This is a genomic window from Limnoraphis robusta CS-951 (assembly GCF_000972705.2).
This window is the reverse complement of sequence record NZ_LATL02000057.1, coordinates 1-19,759: the sequence shown is the minus strand read 5'-3', so window position 1 is coordinate 19,759 and position 19,759 is coordinate 1. Positions and strand designations below refer to the sequence as shown.

Annotated in this window: 14 protein-coding genes; 7 read left to right on the top strand and 7 right to left on the bottom strand. The window is 39.0% G+C overall.

Features of this window, described 5'->3' with window-relative positions:
- Nucleotides 1-101 precede the first annotated feature (101 nt).
- Nucleotides 102-761 (bottom strand): class I SAM-dependent methyltransferase, encoded by a 660-nt coding sequence (locus WN50_RS04710; protein WP_049558116.1) that lies wholly within the window; start codon nucleotides 759-761, stop codon nucleotides 102-104.
- 143 nt (nucleotides 762-904) lie between these two features.
- Here WN50_RS04710 and WN50_RS04705 point away from each other — a divergent pair, with 143 nt between their 5' ends.
- Together WN50_RS04705 and WN50_RS04700 are read left to right on the top strand one after the other, a co-directional pair.
- Nucleotides 905-1,882 (top strand): ABC transporter ATP-binding protein, encoded by a 978-nt coding sequence (locus tag WN50_RS04705; protein ID WP_049558114.1) that lies wholly within the window; start codon nucleotides 905-907, stop codon nucleotides 1,880-1,882.
- Nucleotides 1,883-1,917: 35 nt separating this feature from the next.
- The gene (locus WN50_RS04700) at nucleotides 1,918-2,961 is read left to right on the top strand and encodes an ABC transporter ATP-binding protein (RefSeq protein WP_049558111.1); all 1,044 of its coding nucleotides are present in this window, start codon (nucleotides 1,918-1,920) and stop codon (nucleotides 2,959-2,961) included.
- Here the strand turns inward: WN50_RS04700 and WN50_RS04695 are convergent.
- Entirely contained in the window at nucleotides 2,882-3,526 is a 645-nt protein-coding gene (locus WN50_RS04695) for a hypothetical protein (protein ID WP_152964705.1), read from the bottom strand. The genes WN50_RS04700 and WN50_RS04695 overlap by 80 nt on opposite strands.
- Before the next feature lie 76 nt (nucleotides 3,527-3,602).
- Between WN50_RS04695 and WN50_RS04690 the strand changes: the two genes are divergently transcribed.
- Both WN50_RS04690 and WN50_RS04685 read left to right on the top strand, forming a co-directional pair.
- On the top strand, nucleotides 3,603-4,019 hold the full coding sequence (locus WN50_RS04690) for a phosphomannose isomerase type II C-terminal cupin domain (RefSeq protein WP_049558106.1): 417 nt from the start codon (nucleotides 3,603-3,605) through the stop codon (nucleotides 4,017-4,019).
- Nucleotides 4,020-4,235: 216 nt separating this feature from the next.
- The gene (locus tag WN50_RS04685) at nucleotides 4,236-5,309 is read left to right on the top strand and encodes a glycosyltransferase family 4 protein (protein WP_049558103.1); all 1,074 of its coding nucleotides are present in this window, start codon (nucleotides 4,236-4,238) and stop codon (nucleotides 5,307-5,309) included.
- Nucleotides 5,310-5,354: 45 nt separating this feature from the next.
- Here the strand turns inward: WN50_RS04685 and WN50_RS04680 are convergent, their stop codons facing one another.
- The 3 genes from WN50_RS04680 to WN50_RS04670 all read right to left on the bottom strand — a co-directional run bounded on the left by WN50_RS04680 (nucleotide 5,355) and on the right by WN50_RS04670 (nucleotide 11,352).
- Nucleotides 5,355-7,607 (bottom strand): hypothetical protein, encoded by a 2,253-nt coding sequence (locus tag WN50_RS04680; protein ID WP_049558101.1) that lies wholly within the window; start codon nucleotides 7,605-7,607, stop codon nucleotides 5,355-5,357.
- Between the two features lie 18 nt (nucleotides 7,608-7,625).
- Nucleotides 7,626-9,494: a GtrA family protein gene (locus WN50_RS04675; RefSeq protein WP_049558098.1), complete on the bottom strand. Its 1,869-nt coding sequence runs from the start codon at nucleotides 9,492-9,494 to the stop codon at nucleotides 7,626-7,628.
- Between the two features lie 142 nt (nucleotides 9,495-9,636).
- Nucleotides 9,637-11,352 (bottom strand): hypothetical protein, encoded by a 1,716-nt coding sequence (locus WN50_RS04670; protein WP_152964704.1) that lies wholly within the window; start codon nucleotides 11,350-11,352, stop codon nucleotides 9,637-9,639.
- Between the two features lie 364 nt (nucleotides 11,353-11,716).
- On the opposite strand from WN50_RS04670, the gene glmM reads away from it, so the two are divergent.
- Complete coding sequence (gene glmM / locus WN50_RS04665; protein WP_049558095.1) at nucleotides 11,717-13,189, top strand: phosphoglucosamine mutase; 1,473 nt, start codon at nucleotides 11,717-11,719, stop codon at nucleotides 13,187-13,189.
- Between the two features lie 354 nt (nucleotides 13,190-13,543).
- Nucleotides 13,544-15,157 carry a hormogonium polysaccharide biosynthesis protein HpsL gene (gene hpsL / locus WN50_RS04660; RefSeq protein WP_049558092.1) on the top strand — a complete coding sequence of 538 codons (1,614 nt, stop codon included), beginning with the start codon at nucleotides 13,544-13,546 and terminating at the stop codon, nucleotides 15,155-15,157.
- Nucleotides 15,158-15,436: 279 nt separating this feature from the next.
- Here hpsL and WN50_RS04655 read toward each other — a convergent pair whose 3' ends face one another.
- Nucleotides 15,437-16,321, bottom strand: coding sequence for an SMP-30/gluconolactonase/LRE family protein (locus WN50_RS04655; RefSeq protein ID WP_049558090.1), 885 nt, complete (start codon nucleotides 16,319-16,321; stop codon nucleotides 15,437-15,439).
- Nucleotides 16,322-16,380: 59 nt separating this feature from the next.
- Here WN50_RS04655 and WN50_RS04650 point away from each other — a divergent pair, with 59 nt between their 5' ends.
- Nucleotides 16,381-18,108, top strand: coding sequence for an asparagine synthetase B family protein (locus tag WN50_RS04650; protein ID WP_049558087.1), 1,728 nt, complete (start codon nucleotides 16,381-16,383; stop codon nucleotides 18,106-18,108).
- A 5-nt stretch (nucleotides 18,109-18,113) separates the two neighbouring features.
- On the opposite strand, the gene WN50_RS30760 is transcribed toward WN50_RS04650, so the two are convergent.
- Nucleotides 18,114-19,682, bottom strand: a complete 1,569-nt coding sequence (locus tag WN50_RS30760; protein ID WP_152964657.1) for a toprim domain-containing protein — start codon at nucleotides 19,680-19,682, stop codon at nucleotides 18,114-18,116.
- Between the last annotated feature and the right edge of the window lie 77 nt (nucleotides 19,683-19,759).

The window sequence follows — 19,759 nt, the reverse complement described above, 5'->3', positions numbered from 1 at the left end:
TTCCCAAAGATATTTTTTATAAACCCGCCCCTCTTTCAAGATTATTGTCTCAAAACTGGTTAATTGGAGGTAAATTTACGTTCTCCAAAATCTGATATTCTCTAGTTTTGACGATAGGCAATTACCGCATAAAACGGATCACCACCCCCTAAACCAAACATCTGTAAAATCGAGGGTACTGAAGACTGTTCAGCAATCACTTCAGGAAGACTAAATCCCGGTAAAGTTTGCCCTTTAACAGAGTTAAAATACCCCTTCACCAATTCAACGCGACTGGCTTCTGTTCCCTCTCGCCAAGCGGTAATTGCTTTTTGAGGAAACATTCGGTTAGAAAAGCTAACAATTGCTATTCCACCCGGTTTTAGAATGCGATACATCTCATAAAAAATAGCTTCGGGATACTGCAAATACTGCACCGAAACGCAATTTAAAACCGCATCAAAATCACAATCATCTAACGGTAATTTTGGGTTTTCATTCAAATTCTGCAAAAAATAATGATCAAGTTGCGGATTTTTTTTCAATTCTTCCTCATTCATCCCATGTCCCTCAACGTGAGCGAAATCTATCTCAGGAAGATGAGACACCCAACTACTCATCATGTCGAGAATGCGAGTATTCGGTTTGAGACGTTCCCGGTAAAGATTTGTTAAGCGATCAATGAATCCCTCATCTACGTGAGTCACCAGGCGAGGATAGGAGTAAAACAGCGAATCATCCGTCTGATCAAGTTTTTGGCGGTCTTGAGCCTGTAGCAACATCGTGGCAATATGGTATAAACTACTCTATATAGTTTAAAGAAAATTTTCAAGAATATTACGGAGTGTAAAGCAAGTCATTGGAATCAGGGGACAATCGGGCTTGATCTCCAATTCATTATTCTACACATTTATTTCCAAGTTTCATGTCACCATTGCTTGAAGTTCAAAACCTAGAAACTCGCTTTTTTACAACCGATGGTGTTGTCTGTGCAGTCAATGGGATTTCCTATACATTAAATTCCGGTGAAACCCTTGGAATTGTTGGGGAGTCAGGTTCGGGGAAAAGTATTAGTGTGTTGTCAATTTTACGCCTCATTCCTTCTCCTCCAGGGAAAATAACAGGCGGAAAAGTTTTATTTGAAGGGGAAAATTTACTCAATCTTTCTGCTGAAAAACTCCGTCAAATTCGCGGAAATCAAATCTCGATTATTTTTCAAGATCCGATGACTTCTCTCAATCCAGTTTTAACGATTGAAAAGCAAATTACGGAGTCAATTAAACTTCATCTCGGACTCAATAAAAATGATGCAAAATCAAGAGCAATTCAACTGTTAAAACAAGTCGGAATTTCTGATGCTGAACGCCGAATCAAAAACTATCCCTTTCAATTTTCGGGAGGAATGCGTCAACGAGTAATGATTGCGATGGGGTTAGCTTGTCGTCCAAAATTATTAATCGCAGATGAACCGACAACTGCTTTAGATGTCACCGTTCAAGCCCAAGTCGTAGAGTTAGTGAAACAGTTAAAAAAAGAACTGGAAATGGCGGTGATTTGGATTACCCATGATTTAGCTTTATTAGCGGGATTAGCAGATAGAATTTTAGTGTTATATGCAGGTCAAATTGTTGAACAAGCATCGGTTTATCAACTTTATAAAAATCCGCGTCATCCCTATACAATAGGATTACTGGAAAGTTTACCTCGTTTAGATGGAAATATTAACGAAAAATTACAAGCAATTGAAGGTGTTCCTCCCGACTTAACGAATTATCCAAAAGGTTGTCCGTTTGCCCCTCGATGTCGTTTTGCAATAGAACATTGTTTTAAAGAAGATCCGCCGTTAGAATTAGTAGATACAGGACATGAAGTGGCTTGTTGGGGGAAGCCACAAATCGGATAAGTTTGATTCAATTATTAATATAATTCTAACATAAAATGATAGAATCTACATCTAATCTACCTAAAATTTTTCCACAGCAAGACACGTTAATTAAGATTCACAACTTACAGGTACATTTCCCCGTTTTCAAAGGAATTTTAATTCAAAAAACAGTTGGTGCAATTAAAGCCGTTGATGGTTTAACGTTTGACATCAAACGGGGTGAAACCTTAAGTTTAGTCGGAGAATCTGGCTGTGGAAAAAGTACAACCGGACGGGCTATTTTACAGCTTGTGCGTCCAACCGCCGGAAAGATTTACTTTGAAGATACAGATTTAACAACGTTAGAAGCCGAAGAATTACGGGCGATGCGTCGGCGAATGCAGATGATTTTTCAAGACCCTTATGCGTCTTTAAATCCTCGAATGACCGTAGGTAAAATTATCGCTGAACCTTTAATTATTCATCACTTAACAACAAATATAATAAAAGATCGCGTCCAAGAATTGTTAGAATTAGTGGGCTTAAATCCTCAATTTATTAACCGTTATCCCCATGAATTTTCAGGAGGTCAACGACAACGCATTGGAATTGCGAGGGCTTTAGCAGTTAATCCTGATTTTATTGTCTGTGATGAACCGATTGCTTCACTTGATGTTTCGATTCAAGCCCAAGTGATTAATTTAATGCAATCTTTACAGCAAAAATTAGGATTAACTTATCTATTTATTGCCCATGATTTGAGTGTCGTTAGACATATTTCTAACCGAGTTGCTGTGATGTATTTAGGTAAAATTGTTGAACTTGCAGATAGAATCACCCTGTATGAAAAGCCCTTACATCCTTATACTCAAGCTTTACTTTCTGCGGTGCCGATTCCCGATCCCTCACTCGAAGCTAAACGCGAAAGAATCATTCTCAAAGATGATATTCCTAGCCCGATTAATCCCCCGAATGGCTGTCGATTTCACACTCGTTGTCCGCTAGCAATTGATCGCTGTCGTCTAGAAGAACCGGAATTTAGAGAGGTTGAACAAGGACATTTTGTGGCTTGTCACTTAGTTGATCAATCTGCAAATCTGAATTCAAATCAGGCTTGAAAATCTGGAACCATTGACCCTGATTTAATTGGAAATTACAAATCGTTTCTTTCTCACTTAATTCACAGTAACCTGTGGCTTCATATTCATCCCAATAATCTCGCATCGCTTCCGGAAAATTATATTGCTGTTCAGTCACGATAAACTGAGATTTAGAATTCTGATTTCCGACCATTGCTGTTGTATCAAAAGTTGTTTTAAACAGAATTTTATTCTCAGTTACTTCTAGCCAACATTCTCTCCAGGTTAAATTAGAAGTGTCGATTTTTTCCCCTGTTGAAGCAAATTCACTCGAACATTGACCTTTAATCCCCGAAGGATCAGGAGGAACCGTTGCATTTGCACAATCTTCTGCGGTAATTTCTTGCCACATTTGATAATTATTTTGGGCTTCCTCCCCATATTCCCCCAACACTTGATTTAAGGCTTCCTCCTGTGAGAGAGTTTGACAGGCTTTGAGAATTTGGTTGTAAATGACTTCCTCCATTGTTGGCCAAGCGAACACCGGAACAGATAAACTAAAAAAGGAGCTAGTTGCTAACAGACAAACCATCCATTTTTTCATCAGAATATTTACACCTTATGTTTGTTAGTGTTAGAACCTATAATAGCTGTAACACTTTTTATTCCCGACTTGGATTATGACAAAAGATCATACTGACACATCCGTTCAAACCGAGACACCCACAACAACTGATACTTCTCAAACTCGTACACCCCCTTGGGGTCAGGTGACAGTTTTAGAAGAGGGCGATCGCTATCGTATTAATCGGATTGTTGTGAATCCGGGATATCATATTAGTACCCAAATGCACTATCATCGGAGTGAACATTGGATTGTTGTTGCGGGTACTGCTAAAGTGATTTGTGGGGGTCAAGAAACAGTTCTGATCCCTAAACAATCCACTTATGTTCCGATGAATACTCCCCATCGAGTTGAAAACCCGGGAGTAATTCCATTAGTAATGATTGAAGTTCAAAATGGAGAATATTTAGGAGAAGATGATATTACTCGTTTTCCCGAAGAAGGAGGTTATGCAGAAAAAACTCAAAAGTAGTTCATCTGTAAAACTGACTCGGAAAACTGACCTAATATTGTATTGACAGAAACACTTCTCAGAACAATTTAGGGATTTTTATGAGGTGCTAAAACCTGTAATTTTAGGGGCAAACTGTTCTGCCCCTCTTCTAAAAAGATCTCTGTTTATCTAGTAATAAAAGTTGATTCTTGATTCAATTCACTTCTAAAATTATCCTAAAAATACCTTGTATTAATGTCTGATTTATTACTGATTAATTTATCGGTTCTCATTCCTGAACCGACAGGTATTTCTGTCTATGCTAGCCAGATTTTACCTCAACTAAAACCGCTCAATCCAACTTTATTAGTCGCCGAATCTAAACCCGATTATTCCTGTTATCCCGTTCCCAATAATATGACGCCCGCTCAGGGGACAAAAGGGCATTTTCGCCGCTTAGTTTGGACTCAATTTAAACTCCCCTCCATTTATCACAAACTGCGAGGAAATCTGCTCTTTTCTCCACTCCCAGAAGCCCCGTTATATTCTCCCTGTCGTTCGATTGTCATGGCACATGATTTAATCCCTCTACGCTTTCCCAGACGGGGTTCTCGCCTCACGGCTTACTTTAAACATTATGTGCCAACGGTGTTATCCCAAGCTGAACATATTGTGTGTAACTCTCAAGCAACGGCTCAAGATTTAGTGCAGTTTTTTCAACTTCCAGAAACAAAAATCACACCGATTCCGTTAGGTTATAATCCCGAAAAATTTCAGTTTTTAAACTTACCGACTAGCAATTATTTTCTCTATATTGGCCGCCATGATGCTTATAAGAATTTACCTCGATTAATTACAGCATTTTCTCAACTCTCAAATCGTTCAGATTATGAACTTTGGTTCGCCGGGCCAACTGATGGAACCTACACCCCAAATCTCAAAGCCCAAGTTGCAGAATTAGGATTAAATCAACAGGTAAAATTTTTAGATTATGTTTCACCCCAAGAGTTTAAAACAATCATTAATCAAGCCATTGCACTGGTTTTTCCCAGTCTTTGGGAAGGGTTTGGTTTTCCGGTTCTAGAAGCGATGGCTTGTGGAACTCCTGTGATTACCTCTAACCTCGCTTCTTTACCGGAAGTAGCAGGAGATGCGGCGTTATATATTAATCCTTTAGATGTGAATGAACTCACAGAAGCGATGGAAACTTTAGCCAATGATAGTCAAATGCGATCGCATCTTCGGAATTTAGGATTAGCAAGATCAAAGGAATTTCGATGGGAGAAAACCGGGAAAAAAACAGCTCAAATTCTTGAATATTATCTTTAAACACCCTCAAAAACCCGGTAACTTTCTCGAAACTGGGTTTTTTAACTATCGAGTGACTTCTACCGGAATTTCTGAGCCAATTTGTGTTAATTTATCAGTTTCTGCATCATAAGCCCAAACTTTTAACACCGTATTTCCTAAAGGTAAAGCTGTTATCGGAACTCGAATCAACCAACCCGAGTTACTATAGTTAATAACAGACAAAACTTTAGCCACATCTGAGCGATTTTGATTCACTTTTCCCACAGCAATTAACTGATTTTGATCACCATAACTGAGATAAACTGCATCTGCGGGTTTTTGCTTTTCAGGTAAAACCGCCCATCCACTCAATTCTACAACATCATTTCTAGAAATCACTTCATTGGGTATGACTTCTACAAATCCATTTAGGGTGTTAATGTTAGGATTTGTTTGAATCAAAGTCAAAGGGCGATCACTCCGTTTCCAAAACCAATGAGATTGAATGAGTTTATCAGGTCGATATTTTTGTAAAATATTCTGATAAATCAGAGCAGAAGAATCTGATTTTAACACGCCATCCCAAGGATTTTGATACCACATCGCATTGGTGAGCAAGATAATATCCGGTTGAGTTTCTTCTAACTCTTGAATCACTTCTTTTTGAGCTTCAATCGGTTTTGAATAGAGAGTATATCCATATTTTGAACAAGAGGGTTTATCAAATAAATAATACCATAATCCCTCTGACGTTAAGGTATAAAAACACGATTGTTGCTGAATTTCAGGCTGCATTACCGTTAAAGCTTCGAGATAATCAGGCTGAAGAATTTGTTCATCAGAAAAAGCTAATCGACTCGGTAACTTAACAGTTTTATTAACAGCAGTCTTGAAATTAAATCCCGGTTCCGAAGAAATTAAACCTAATATGATAATTATAATTATAATTTGATGAATAGAATTGAGCTTAAGTTCATCTAACTGAGGTTGTAAGTATTGACGATAGCCAATATAGATTAAATAAGCTAATAAAAATACAGTCGGAATTGCGCCCTGATAAGCATGACCTAAATCACTGCGATCAAGAGTAATTCTCATATAAACAACAGACGCAGACAGTAATAAAAGAATCCAAAAATTTTTCTGAACAAACAGGCGAAATTTGAGGTTTTCGGTTATTAAATCAAGCCATAAATAAACGATAACCAAAGCTTGAATTAACATTGCTAACCAAAAGTTTTGTGAGATGAACGTCATCTCTATCGGAGGTAACGGAATAAAAGAAATGTATCGACCATATTTTCCCCAGTAAAGAACCTGTGAAATGATAGCGTTAATTTGTTCAATACCTAACAATGCTGTCATTAAGATTAGAGAAGAAATCGCACCCACTCCCGAACTAAAAAACAAAGTTATAGCCGTTTTTTTCTCTAAAAATAAGCTCAAACCCAAACTAAAAAGATAAACCGCTACAAAATAAATAGCGCGATCATAAACATATAAAAAACTCGCTGGAATTGATGCACCTAAAACAAATCCTAAAATTTGCGCCTGTTTAGGCTGAATGTCAATAACTCTAAAAAATCGCAGTGTTAAAGCCAACTGAAGAATGAAAAAAGTTCCGCGTCGCCCATCATATTTAAAGAAAATGCCATCAAGAATACAAAATAACAAACAAGAAGCTAAAAAGAGGGGTAAACGGGATTTTTTCAGTTTCGCGACTGCGGTGAGTTCCCAAAAAATCCAGAAATATCCCAAACTGGTAATGACATTCTCTAGATTAGCAAATAAGCGAGTGAGAGCAATACCATTGTTATTAAAAATAAACTGAGTGGCTAACCAAGTCGGTAAAACATCCATTCCCCAACCATGAATTAAAACCGTGTTAACAAAAGGCTTTTCTAACTGCATAAAGTTGGGAAGAAACCCTAAATATTCTCCTTCGTGAAAAGAATCAATTAAGGTTTCTTTGACTTTAAACTGATCAAAGGGAATATTAATCACCCAAGCCGTTAACAGTAGTCCTGTTGCAATCACCCAAACTCGTCTATTTTTGGCAATGGATAAAATACCCTGAAAAAATGACTCAATTGTTTTCCCCTTTATCCTTAAAGCGAGAACCGCTATCATCGGCGGAACCAGCAATAGAATCAAATATTTCAAATAGTCTGTATAAGGGCTAATATTTTCTAGGTAAGCCAGTGAGATAACTTCGGTTTTATTTCCTAATGGAATCTGAATGGAATTCACAATCGGAACCAAAACGATCCAACTGACTAGCGTAATACAAACTACCCAGGCTAAAGGAGGTTTAGAGTCATTTTTACGGTCAAACATTACAGTTAAAGTTACAGGTTAAGACTCAAGTTCTGAGAGTTTAGAAGGGGAATGAGGTTGAGAAAAAGAATACAGTTTGTGACCTGTAAAACTAATCATCGCTACACAAGCCGAACTGACTAAACGAGCGAGAGTTGGATGGAAATCAGCTTCATTGATTAACAGTTGTAACAGTCCTAAATTTGCTAACAAACTATTCAACGCAACGGAAGCAAAAACCGTGTATTGAAGCCACCAATTATTCCAATAAATTCCAAAGACAAAACGACGACTTAACCAAAAGTTGGTACTCAAGCCAAAAAACCAACTCATTACTAAAGCATAAACATACCACAAACCTGCTTGAGTTAAAATCGAAAATACTAAAACATCAACTACAGTTGCAGTTCCTCCTGTAAATAGATAGCCTCCGAATTGTTGAAGTAACTGAGGTAATTTTCGAGGAGAATGAACTTTTTTAGCGACGGTTGTTGTGGCGTCTGCGTCCGCTTCTTCCACGTATTCACTATCGCTATTCACCGCCCAAAGATCATGTTTATTCGGTGTCATAATATTTTCTGCCGCGAGAATTCCCATTAATAAACTATGGTCTTGGTTGTTGTATTTAAACGCTCCATAACGACCAATCACTTGCAGATTTTGGAAAGACTGAAGATAAGCTTTAATTTCCTCTAAAGCCTCTTTGTAATTTCCTGCATAAACCGGATAAGTTCGCGGTAAACGAATCACAAACCCCTCAACAACTTTTTCCTGTTTTAAGAGTCCAACTTGTCGCAGTTCTTGTTCAGCTTTTATCCGCAGTTCATCTTCTGGACATTGCCATAAATCATCCTCAAAATTGCACCAATATTCACAACAAAGCGGCGTTTGCTGAGAGTTGGGGAGCATACTAGGCGACCAGTTAGCAAAGTTAGTGACTCGTCCTAACTGAACTTTGGGGTCATTGATATAGAGCCAATTATCGGGGAATAAATCACCGGATTCTACCATCAAATAGACTAAAATTGTATTGCGGAACTTGAGAGATTTGGCAGCATTGATCACTTGTAAAGGGGGAGGGGATTCTATTTGCTGCATCAAGTGAGTGATCGGAATTGAAGAAATAATACTGCGACAAGGAACGGTTTTATGTTCTTGAGTGTGACGATTTTTTAGAGTAACGTGAGTCACTTTAAAGTTATCGTGATGAACTCGAACGACTTCAGTATTTAATAAAACGATTTGATGATTTTCCTGGAGATAATCAACGATTTTTTCATAAAGTTGACCCGAACCTAAACGGGGAAATTGAAACTGTTCAATCAGGGTTTTAACTTTACCATCATTGCCAAAAATTGCCTGACGAGCCGCTTTAAATAGTGATAACCCTTTAATCCGTTGAGCCGCCCAATCTGCACTAATATCCTCACAAGGAATTCCCCAAATTTTCTCGGTATATCCTTGGAAGAAAATCTCAAACAGTCGCCGTCCAAACTGATCTGTTACCCATTCTGCAAAGTTATTCGGGTTGCGTTTCGGAAACAAACGAGCGGCGAAATAAGAAATAATAATTCGCAGATTTTCTAACCAACCGAGGGCGAATAAAACCTGTTTTGCTTTGAGAGGATAACTGAAATATTTACCACCGTAATAAATGCGAGTCAGGCGATTAACGGTGACTTGTTCCTCTTTTAAAACCTGATTCCAAAGCTTCAAAACCGGAGCCAATTTGGTATAAAATCGATGTGGCCCATAGTCAAGAATAAATCCTTTATATTCAAAGCTTTTCGCTAGTCCGCCCACTTGAGAGTCTCGCTCAATTACAACGACTCGTTGACCTTGCTGGGTCAAGAGATAAGCTGCCGCAAGTCCCGCAGGCCCCGCACCTAAAATATAAATCGGCTCCATCACACCAAACTGAGTTACGTCAAATTGTCATAATGATACCTCATTCGTTCTAATTGTGGTGGAACCCGAGAAATTGAGATGAAATTTAGTCAAGGCGGGAAAACCGAGTTCGATAATATCATCAAGTTGATGAAGACTGGGGTCAAAGTTGGTCAACTAATTTACCTGATGAATAAAACACCAAATCTTTGGCTCTGGTTAAATCTAGAAACCGCAGTTCATATTGATGATAGTCTAAATTTGTGACTTGGTAATCTTCTGTTTCTAAATCATTTTTCTTCCAAGCATAGAATGAGGCTTGCGGGTTAGACAGTTTAAATTGATAAACACCCGTTTCTGGATTACTCATCAATATACTATCACTCGGTTCAACTAAACTATGATTCATCACAATCTGAATATTATCTGTTGAGAAATTGACATTTTCAAAAGCAGGATTAATTTTTGTGCGGTTGAACTTAATCTGAAACTTGTTACTCTCATCAAATAGATAAAGACCTTGAATCAGTCCTGTTCTATAAATATAAGCTCCACGATAATTATCAGGTAAACTATTAATAATCACCCGATCTTTAGGTATTTGCTGTAAACTGACTAAAATATTTTTGGAAATTTCAGCCGCAGTATTCCAGTTTTGATTGAGATCATAAACCGATGTACCCCAAAACATTAATATTACCGTTGAAACGATTATAATCAAAGCTATATTTTGCAAAATAACAGTCAGAATAATCGCCATAAAAATCGCCGCAAATCCTGAAGCAAAATATAAATATCGTTCTCCTTGAGTATCAACCGTAGACACAGAAACATTAATTGCAGGTAAAACAACCGTTAGAAAAGCAGCAATCAAAAACACTAAAAGAGCGGGAACCTCAGAAAACTTTGGGCGACATCGCCAGCAAACCCCCAGACACCCTAAAAATAATAAAACTAAACCTAGAAAAGCAAATAACCAGAATTGAAAATTTGATTCGAGTCGGGGATCTAGAAAAACTCGCGTCGGATAAATGACAAGATTTTGGACAATTCGATAAAGATCAAAACTCAAGTGAACATCTTCCCCATATCCACCCACCAATTCACCCAGTTTAATAAATCGAGTTCCAAAATAAATAATTAAAGTCCAAATATAGAGTGAACAAATTGAAAAACGAGCCGCCAAACTATTGCGATAATTTTGTTGGATAAAATATTCATAAAACTCAAATAATATAATTAAGCCCGGATAAGTTACGACCGATTCTTTTGACAATAAAGCCGCTAAAAAAAAGACAGAAGAAATCATCAAAAATCGAGGCTTGAAATAACATTTATAAGCGAGATAAAGAGCAAATGAAAATAAACCAAAAAAGGTCGCAACCCCATCGGTTCGAGCGGAAATCCAAGAAACCACTTCAGTATGACAGGGAAGCAATAGAAAAATAAACGCCGCTAAATAGGGTAAAAAGTTCTGATAAATTCGTTCAAATTTTAGATACTTAGCTAAAAAAAAGGCAATCCAGCCCACCGCTAAACTATTCATCAAATGAAAGAATAAGTTCGTCAGATGATAACCCAAAGGATTCAACCCCCAGAGTTGATAATCCAGAAAACTAATTAAACTCAAAACGGGTCTAAAAAATAAAGACTGACCATGTTGTTGATTCACCCACAACCCCCAAGCACCTAACTTAGAAAACAGAGCAATTAACACAAAATCATCCGAGAGAAAAAAGTTATCTAAAACCGGAGAATAAGCTAAAATACCACAGCTAACCATTAAAGCCACAAACAAGAAAGAATAAATCCGGTAGGGAAACTTCCACAACTGTTTTTCGGGTCGTGACAGCGAGCTAAAATCGGGTTGATAATTCATTATTTTAACCTGGATTAAAAACGATCATTAAACAGAAGCGATAACGGTTGAGACTGAGTTCAATCAATGCGGAACTGCAACCCTGAAAAACAACAGCATCGAGCCGGACTCCCTATTAAATTTGGGTAAAAGTTAACCCCCACTCAGACGAGCATTCACGATCAATTTTTATTTTATCTCTTGGATAGCAAACCGAATAAATTGACGCAGTTGCCGATACAATAGAGAGAAGCTTGATCAATCCACCATCCTTGCACAACACCTTCACCCTACCCCCCTAAAAAAATCCATTTAGTGTTGACCTCACTTCCGGACATGGTATCCTCCACAATGAATGTGTGAGTAACTTGAGGAGTGAACGTTTATGGTCGCAGCATCCGCCCGAACTCAAGATGGAGGACGACATCAGCCCGTTAACCCAACACAATCTATGAGACATTCTCCCGTTAGCTTTTTTGGAAGTATCACCGAACTCCCGTCTACACCCCTATTCGGCACCGATGGGATTCGAGGACGAGTCGGCGAACTTCTCAGCGCTCCCCTGGCTTTACAAGTCGGTTTCTGGGCAGGACAAGTTCTCCGCCAACAAACCCATAATTCAGGCCCGGTACTTCTCGGTCAGGATACCAGAAACTCCGGCAATATGTTAGCAATGGCCTTATCCGCAGGTCTAACTGCTGCCGGACTTGAGGTTTGGTATTTGGGCTTATGTCCGACTCCAGGCGTTGCTTATCTCACCAGTACCAACGAAGCCGTCGGTGGCGTGATGATTTCCGCCAGTCACAACCCTCCAGAAGACAACGGAATTAAATTTTTTGGTTCAGACGGCACGAAACTCTCCAAGGCCCTACAACAGCAAATAGAAGCCGCTCTGCGAGGACAAGCCGATTTTCCCGTCAGTTTCGGCAACTGTGGACAACACCACCATCGCTGCGAATTGGTCGAGGACTACGCCCAATCTTTACATCGTCCCCTGCTTCCGACTTTAAACCTAGAAGGAATGCGAATTGTTTTAGATTTGGCTTGGGGTGCCGCCGTTCATCTCGCACCGAAAGTTTTTCGCCAAATGGGGGCCGAAGTGATTTGTCTCCATGACCAACCCGACGGTCATCAGATTAACGTTAACTGCGGTTCAACCCACCTCGGACGCCTACAACAAGCCGTTTTAGAAACAAAAGCCGATATGGGTTTTGCCTTTGATGGCGATGCAGACCGAGTGTTAGCCGTTGATAGTCAGGGTCGAGCGGTTGATGGGGACTACATTCTCTATTTCTGGGGCCAAACACTCAGCCAAGCCGGACAACTTCCCGAAAATTTGATTATTTCCACCGTCATGGCTAACTTAGGCTTTGAACGGGCTTGGAAACAACAAGGCGGTCAGCTAACTCGAACTGCGGTTGGCGATCAACACGTTCACGCTGAAATGAAACGTACTGGCGCCATGTTAGGCGGTGAACAATCCGGTCACATTCTCTGCCATCATTATGGTGTTACCGGAGATGGTTTATTAACCGCTCTGCACATTGCCGCATTAGTCAAGCGTTCAGGAGTCACCCTGACTACATTGGTAGACCAAAGTTTCCAAACCTATCCCCAACTGCTGCGAAATATTCGGGTCGAAGATGTTAACCGTCGTCGCAACTGGGAACAGTGTGAACCCGTGATCAATGCTATTCAAGAAGCCGAAGCCGCAATGGGTCACGAGGGACGAATATTAGTGCGGGCGTCTGGGACTGAACCTGTCATTCGCGTCATGGTTGAAGCCATCCGCAATGAACTCGCTAATCTTTGGGCCGATCGCTTGGTTTCCGTCGTTCAGCAACATCTAGCTGTCTAACCCACTCACATTACTTTAAAATTCATATTTTTTCATCAGGTCATTGAAAGCGATCGCATCATTCCTAAAACCCCGGTTTCTTTGAGGAACTAGGGGTTTTTTGTCTCGGTTGCTATAATGGCTGCTTAGGGCTAAATTTTAACATCAGGGATTGCGCGTTCAAAATCATTAAAGCATCAGTTGGGTTGAAATTTTAATTCAATTAATATCAGCACTATAGCAGAGAAAGAGTTGATTAGGACACGGTTTTTCTGTCAAATCCTTTTCTGATAAAGGTTTCAATTCTGTCTCCTGTCTCCTGTCTCCTGATTTCTGCTATATTCCTCTTTTTTATAGGCTAGGGTCAGCAAAGTTATGGCTGTCAAACTGAAATCTAAACGTAAAAAAAACAAGAACAAAAAAGCCGGGGCTAAACCCGCTATCAGTAGAAAAGAACTAAAAATTCGCAAACAGAAAACCGCCAAAGAGATTAAAAAACTAATTTCCTTAGTTTCCTCCGTTGGGGTTTTAGCTGTATTGGTTGGCGTTGCTTTGTTTTTTGTCAAAGATGAAAAACTCGCGATCGCAGGCGGGGGCGGTATCTTAGTTTTAGCACTGTCCTATCAATACCCCATGCAAGGACTGTGGGCATTCCTGATCTATATGCCGTTTTCGGGAACTATCACCTACTGGATCGGGGGTGGAAATGCCCTCTTTCAACTGGCAAAAGACGGCTTTTATTTTCCCGCTCTTTATGCACTGACGCAAAAATTAAAACGTCAACACCAGCCCTTTCTCGTTCACAAAGCTATAAAAACCCCTCTCTACATTTTATTAGGGTTTTGTCTACTTACACTCCTATTAGTCAACGGTTTACAACAACTTGATCCGCCCTCCCCTGGAGATAAACCCATTTTAATGGGACTTCTCGGACTCAAAGTTTTTCTAGGATATGTACCCTTAATTCCCTGTGCTTACTATCAAATAAAAGACAAAAAAGACTTACTCTTTCTCACCCGAATGACCTTGGTTTTAGCGATTATTTGTTGTGTTTTAGGTGTCGTGCAGTATCAATTTTTGGTTTCCGGGCGTTGTAAAGGGACAGACCATTTAAGCGGGGATGATTTATTTAAAGCAACCCTTGAGGCGAAATGTTTAGTCGGCGGTTCATTAGTGTTTAGTCCCTCACAAAATATGATCCGTTTACCGGGTACTTTTGTTGCCCCTTGGCAGTGGGCTTGGTTCCTCATTTCTAACGCCTTTTTTACCTTTGCAACCGCCTTTAGCGATCCTTCTCCCTTGTGGCGGATGGTGGGTTTAGGGGGGATGGCATTAGTATTTGTTAACTCCGCAATTTCCGGTCAACGAATTGCCCTCGCTTTAGTTCCTTTAGTAACAGTAATTCTTCTCGTTTTAACAGGTCAAGTCACCAACTTAAAACGTTTTCTTCCCATTGCAGCAGGACTCGGTTTAGTCTTAGGAATTGCTGTCATTGCTAACCCGCAAATTATTCAAGAACGGATCGATAGTTTTGTCTCTCGCTGGAATGCCTCCCCCCCAACTGCTTTTATCGCTGAACAGTTTGAACATACTACAGGCGGACAACAAGGAATTTTTGGAAAAGGCATAGGACGGGCTACAAATTCCACCCGAATTTTTGGCAACACCAAGCTGGTTGAAACCTATTATCCTAAACTGATTTATGAAATTGGGCCTATCGGAACAATAGCCTTTTTAGGATTAGTAACGACCCTCACTGTCACGACCTTTAAAACCTATCGTTCCCTCAAAGAGAAAAATATCCGCAGCTTTGGTGCCTCGTTTTGGGTGTTTGTATTAATCATGAGTTACAACACTTATTATTATCCCCTTGATGTTGATCCCGTTGCCGTTTATTATTGGTATTTTGTCGGTGTCATTTACAAACTTCCCGACATCGATAAAGAAGAACTCAAACGACTGAAAGAAGAAGAAGAAGAAGGTGGATAATTTAGGGAACCCGGAAGGTCTGGGAGTCTGGAACGTTCATATATTAATATCAAAAAATCACCACTAAGGCACAAAGACACAAAGATTTTGGAAACAGATAAGATAATTTTGGGAAGCATAGGTTAATTTCTCTTAAAACCCATTTTTTTAATAGATATCCGTTTTCAAACTCTCTTTTTGTCTCTGTGTCGAGCATGGTTTTTCTGACTCCTCAAAAAATTCTGTTCCGGAAATCCTCAGCGATAGTAATCCGACTGTCCATCAGTAATTATCCCATCACTAAACTCCTGATTTAAACGAATAGCTGGGCATTCCGTGTACAGTCGTTGAAACACAAAATAAATCCCCGGCGTAGAAGCCTTGTTGAATTTCTTTCTGATTTAGCCCTACTGAGGCCGAGGTGATGTAAAGATCGGTTAAATGGGGGCCGCCAAAGGTTGGGCAAGTTGGACGCTGTACAGGCATCTCAACCCGCAAAATTTCCTCGCCATTGGGGTTAAAACACACCACCGCCCAACCATCCCACAAAGCTGACCAAATATTCCCTGCGGTGTCGATGGTGAGTCCATCGGGTTCTACGTTTTCATCTTCCAGGTTAACAAAAACGCGGCGATCGCTAATTGTTCCGGTTTTCCCGTCAAACGGGTAAGCATAAAGAGTCCGTTTGGCAGAGTCCGTCAAGTAAAACGTTTGTCCGTCTGGACTCCAACCCAAGCCGTTAGAATTGGTTAACCCCGTTTCCATCAGATTTAGGGAACCATCAGGATCATAGCGATACAGGGCGGCTTCTCCGGGGACTTGGCTAATAGAACCGATCCAAAATCGTCCTTGGGGGTCACATTTGCCATCATTAAAACGGGTGTCAGGATGGGAAAATTTGACGGATTTTAGGGTTTCAATCTTCTCGGTTTTTAGGTCGAGAAATGCCAAGCGATCGCGTAGGGCTAATAATAATTGATCCGGTTTAGCGATCGCAATAGCGCTGACCAGATCCCCCACATCAAAATAACGATCCTTCCCCGTTGTCGGATCAAACTGATGAACCCGATAATTATAGATATCAACCCAATAAAGTTTTTGCTGATCCGCGTCCCAGACGGGGCCTTCTCCCAAACGCGCACGGGCAGTCAAAACATTTTGAACCGAAGACTGAACTAAATTCATTTTGGCTGTTTTTGTGTTGTTTTATCTATCTTAATCTGTTTAGCGATTAAAACTTAACAATGATCTTTAAAGCGTTTAAAAAAACCAAAAATCATCTTTTACCTCATGTATTCATTGCCAGTTGGTGTGTGGCATGGGGAAGATTAAATACACCGTCAACAGATGCCATTTGGCAAGATGAACAGTTTGCCGTTATTTCTTTACCCCATTCAGAACTCTTGGCAATTAGTTCTAGCGAACAATTTGTGATTGTCGGGGATCTTTGGTTAACGAATCAAGCTGAATTATACCACAAATTAGGAGTATCTGCACAAAAATTTTTAGGAAATGATCAACAATTAGTAGCTGAACTCTGGACAAAATGGGGATGGGAATGCTTGCCTTTTTTAGTGGGAATGTATGCCTTTGTCGTTTGGGATAGACAAAAACAAACCCTCTGGATCATCCGCGATCGCGTTGGTTCTCGAACTCTTTATTATACAAATACAGGTTCAGTTCGTTGGATTTCTCCCCAATTAAAAACTCTTTCTCCCTATCGTTCATCAGACTTAGATTTAGTGGCTTTGCGGGATTATTTATGTTGTGCATTTGTTCCCGGTAAAAGAACCCTTTGGCAAGATATTCAAGAAGTTCGTCCAGCAACAGCGATCCAATTTCCATCGGAGAATCAATATAGTTATTGGCAACTACAAGAAGATATTACCGCCTCCGATGAATCTCTAGCTTGGCATGGAGAATCTTTGCGTGTTCTTCTTAATCAAGTTGTCCAAGACTATTTACCTCAAAATCAAGCTGTTGGGGTGTTTTTATCAGGAGGTTTAGATTCGAGTTGTATTACGGCTTTAGCAGCAAAATTGCATAATCAAACCGTTCATACTTACTCGATTCATTTTGGTTCAGAATCTCCCAATGAGTTAGAATTTTCATCGATGGTTGCCGAACATTGTCAAACCAATCATCACATTTTAGAAATCACATTTTCTCAGATGTGGGAATATCTTCCTGAAGCCATGTTTTATCTAGATGATCCCATTGGCGATCCTTTAACCGTTCCCAATTTATTATTAGGACAATTAGCCTCAAAAGATGTACAGGTTATCCTCAATGGTGAGGGAGGAGATCCTTGTTTTGGAGGGCCAAAAAATCAACCGATGTTGATTAATTCTTTATATGGTTCTGTCACAAAACAAGATTCTCTAACAGCCTATTTAAGTTCTTTTAAAAAATGTTCGGAGGATTTACCACAACTCTTGAAACCAGAAATTTATACAGCTATTCAGGCAGAAAATTCAGTTTTTTATGAAGATTTGAACTCAAATGTAAGTTACTTAAATCGATTAATGGCTTTAAATATTAAGTTTAAGGGAGCCGATCAAATTTTAACCAAAGTGAATAATTTAACTTCCTCCTTAAACTTACAAGGGAGATCTCCTTTATTTGATCAGCGTATTGTAGACTTGAGTATGCAGATTCCCCCAGAATATAAACTCTCAGGAGTTGAAGAAAAAGCCGTTTTAAAACAAGCTGTGAAAGATCTTTTACCCGATGCAATTATTCATCGTCCAAAAAGTGGAATGATGGTTCCTGTACAGCTAGGGTTTCGGAAATATTGGCAAAAAGAAGCGAAAAGTTTGCTGTTAAATAAAAAGAGTCTAATTTCACCTTACTTGAATCAGTCTATGATTAAGGATTGGTTGAATTATCGAGGAGATACTTGGGGAAGATACGGGGTTAAATTGTGGTTACTGGCAAGTTTGGAGATGTGGTTACAGGTTCATAAAAAATAATAGGCTTAACCAAATGTATCAGAGGATTGATAGCGGATGTTGTTTTTCCGATCTGTTTCTTCTGAAAGGGAATAATCTGTTTCTTCTAAAATCGAATCATCTGTTTCTCTTAAACTCGGAGCATCAAAATTCAATGCTTGGTTAGCCAGACTTTGACTGAGAATGTGAATCAATTTTTGAGGATGAATAGATTCTAACTCGACAAAATTTACCTCTGTTAGCCATTTTAATTCATCTTCTCCTAAACTTTGCTGAATTTCTAATGGTAATTGTTCAGCTTGTTGTGCTGATTTTTCGGTCATTTTTACCCAAATACTTTTACCTTTAACTGCTAGAATTTGACGAGGTAATATTCCGATATCAATCATCGTAACATTACTATCTCTAAACCATTGATCGCTGGTTCGTAATTGATGTACGATACTTACTCCTTTAGGAGTACAATCATGCACTGCATAAACCCATAAATTCGGGTTGCGGCGTAGCATTTGCATCACAGTATTAAAAATATTTTGAGGATAGCCATCAATACTGAGAATCGCACAATTTTTTTCAAAGTGAAAGTTGTTAGCAATTAAAAATTGAGCAATATCAGCACTCTCACAAACAATTAATCGATCAAAGCTATAAGTGCTAACATCTGAGTTAATACTGACTTCTATTTTGTATTCGGGAGGAGGAAGTAATTTAACTATTTTACCATTAATTCTTTCCCATTCTTGTATCCAGATATCAAAATAGTTTTGAACAGCAGTATTTTCATAATTATTGATTTGACGAGTAGTGCGAACTTCACCCCGTTTACCTTCTTTGAGATCCGCTAAGTATACTGAAAAATTGGTTAGCATTGTTCGAGCTAACAATAAAGGTGCTGCCAGTAATGATATTATAATCCAAGGAAAAATACTTTTTTCTTCAAAACTTAACAACAGATTATAAATAGGATCTTGATAATACAAATATCCACGCATCATCAAAGTTCCTATCGTTAAAATGGTTAAATTGCTAAAAAATACTGTTCTTTTCTTGCGAAGCTGGCGATGATATCGATGTTCTTTTGGTGTGTTTAGGAAATCTGAATGAAATATGGGGAGTATAATTGCGTTGCTGATTAAAAATACTAGCCAAAAACTACCTATTGTCCAGTAATTGGTAAAGATAGAAATCAAGGTCAGTTTTTTGAAAACAGTCCATAAGATGACTTCAGCTAGAAGATTTAACCCAAGATAAACCCCAATCGCATTCTTTTGAGCAAGAAAGGAGTTGACATCTTCTATCATAAATACCTTGATATGTTTGACAGTTGGTTGAGGTTGAATCCCGCCAACAAAAGGTGATTGTGCTAATTTTCTGGATAAAAAATACTTAAAGTGTTTGGCTGTAAAGTAAAGCGTTTTATTTGCAGAAATTCGATCTATAGCATTCAAGAAAAAGGTATCGGTTAATTTTTGAGGACATTTACTATGTCTCCGGTAGTCAAACACAAATTGATGACGGCATTTCTTACAGCGACTCAATCCACTGGTCGTTCTTTCTCGGTATGTATTGTTAGTATTACAGTTAATACACTTCATAATTCAATTGCTCCTTTTTTACTATTTAAACTGAAGATCAAATTAACCAAAACTTTGAAAAACGTACAATGAATTAT

Excerpts from the sequence above, each read along its gene's own strand:
- WN50_RS04710 (WP_049558116.1), bottom strand. The coding sequence starts at position 761 with ATGTTGCTACAGGCTCAAGACCGCCAAAAACTTGATCAGACGGATGAT.
- WN50_RS04705 (WP_049558114.1), top strand. The coding sequence starts at position 905 with ATGTCACCATTGCTTGAAGTTCAAAACCTAGAAACTCGCTTTTTTACA.
- WN50_RS04700 (WP_049558111.1), top strand. The coding sequence starts at position 1,918 with ATGATAGAATCTACATCTAATCTACCTAAAATTTTTCCACAGCAAGAC.
- WN50_RS04695 (WP_152964705.1), bottom strand. The coding sequence starts at position 3,526 with ATGAAAAAATGGATGGTTTGTCTGTTAGCAACTAGCTCCTTTTTTAGT.
- WN50_RS04690 (WP_049558106.1), top strand. The coding sequence starts at position 3,603 with ATGACAAAAGATCATACTGACACATCCGTTCAAACCGAGACACCCACA.
- WN50_RS04685 (WP_049558103.1), top strand. The coding sequence starts at position 4,236 with ATGTCTGATTTATTACTGATTAATTTATCGGTTCTCATTCCTGAACCG.
- WN50_RS04680 (WP_049558101.1), bottom strand. The coding sequence starts at position 7,607 with ATGTTTGACCGTAAAAATGACTCTAAACCTCCTTTAGCCTGGGTAGTT.
- WN50_RS04675 (WP_049558098.1), bottom strand. The coding sequence starts at position 9,494 with ATGGAGCCGATTTATATTTTAGGTGCGGGGCCTGCGGGACTTGCGGCA.
- WN50_RS04670 (WP_152964704.1), bottom strand. The coding sequence starts at position 11,352 with ATGAATTATCAACCCGATTTTAGCTCGCTGTCACGACCCGAAAAACAG.
- glmM (WP_049558095.1), top strand. The coding sequence starts at position 11,717 with ATGGTCGCAGCATCCGCCCGAACTCAAGATGGAGGACGACATCAGCCC.
- hpsL (WP_049558092.1), top strand. The coding sequence starts at position 13,544 with ATGGCTGTCAAACTGAAATCTAAACGTAAAAAAAACAAGAACAAAAAA.
- WN50_RS04655 (WP_049558090.1), bottom strand. The coding sequence starts at position 16,321 with ATGAATTTAGTTCAGTCTTCGGTTCAAAATGTTTTGACTGCCCGTGCG.
- WN50_RS04650 (WP_049558087.1), top strand. The coding sequence starts at position 16,381 with ATGATCTTTAAAGCGTTTAAAAAAACCAAAAATCATCTTTTACCTCAT.
- WN50_RS30760 (WP_152964657.1), bottom strand. The coding sequence starts at position 19,682 with ATGAAGTGTATTAACTGTAATACTAACAATACATACCGAGAAAGAACG.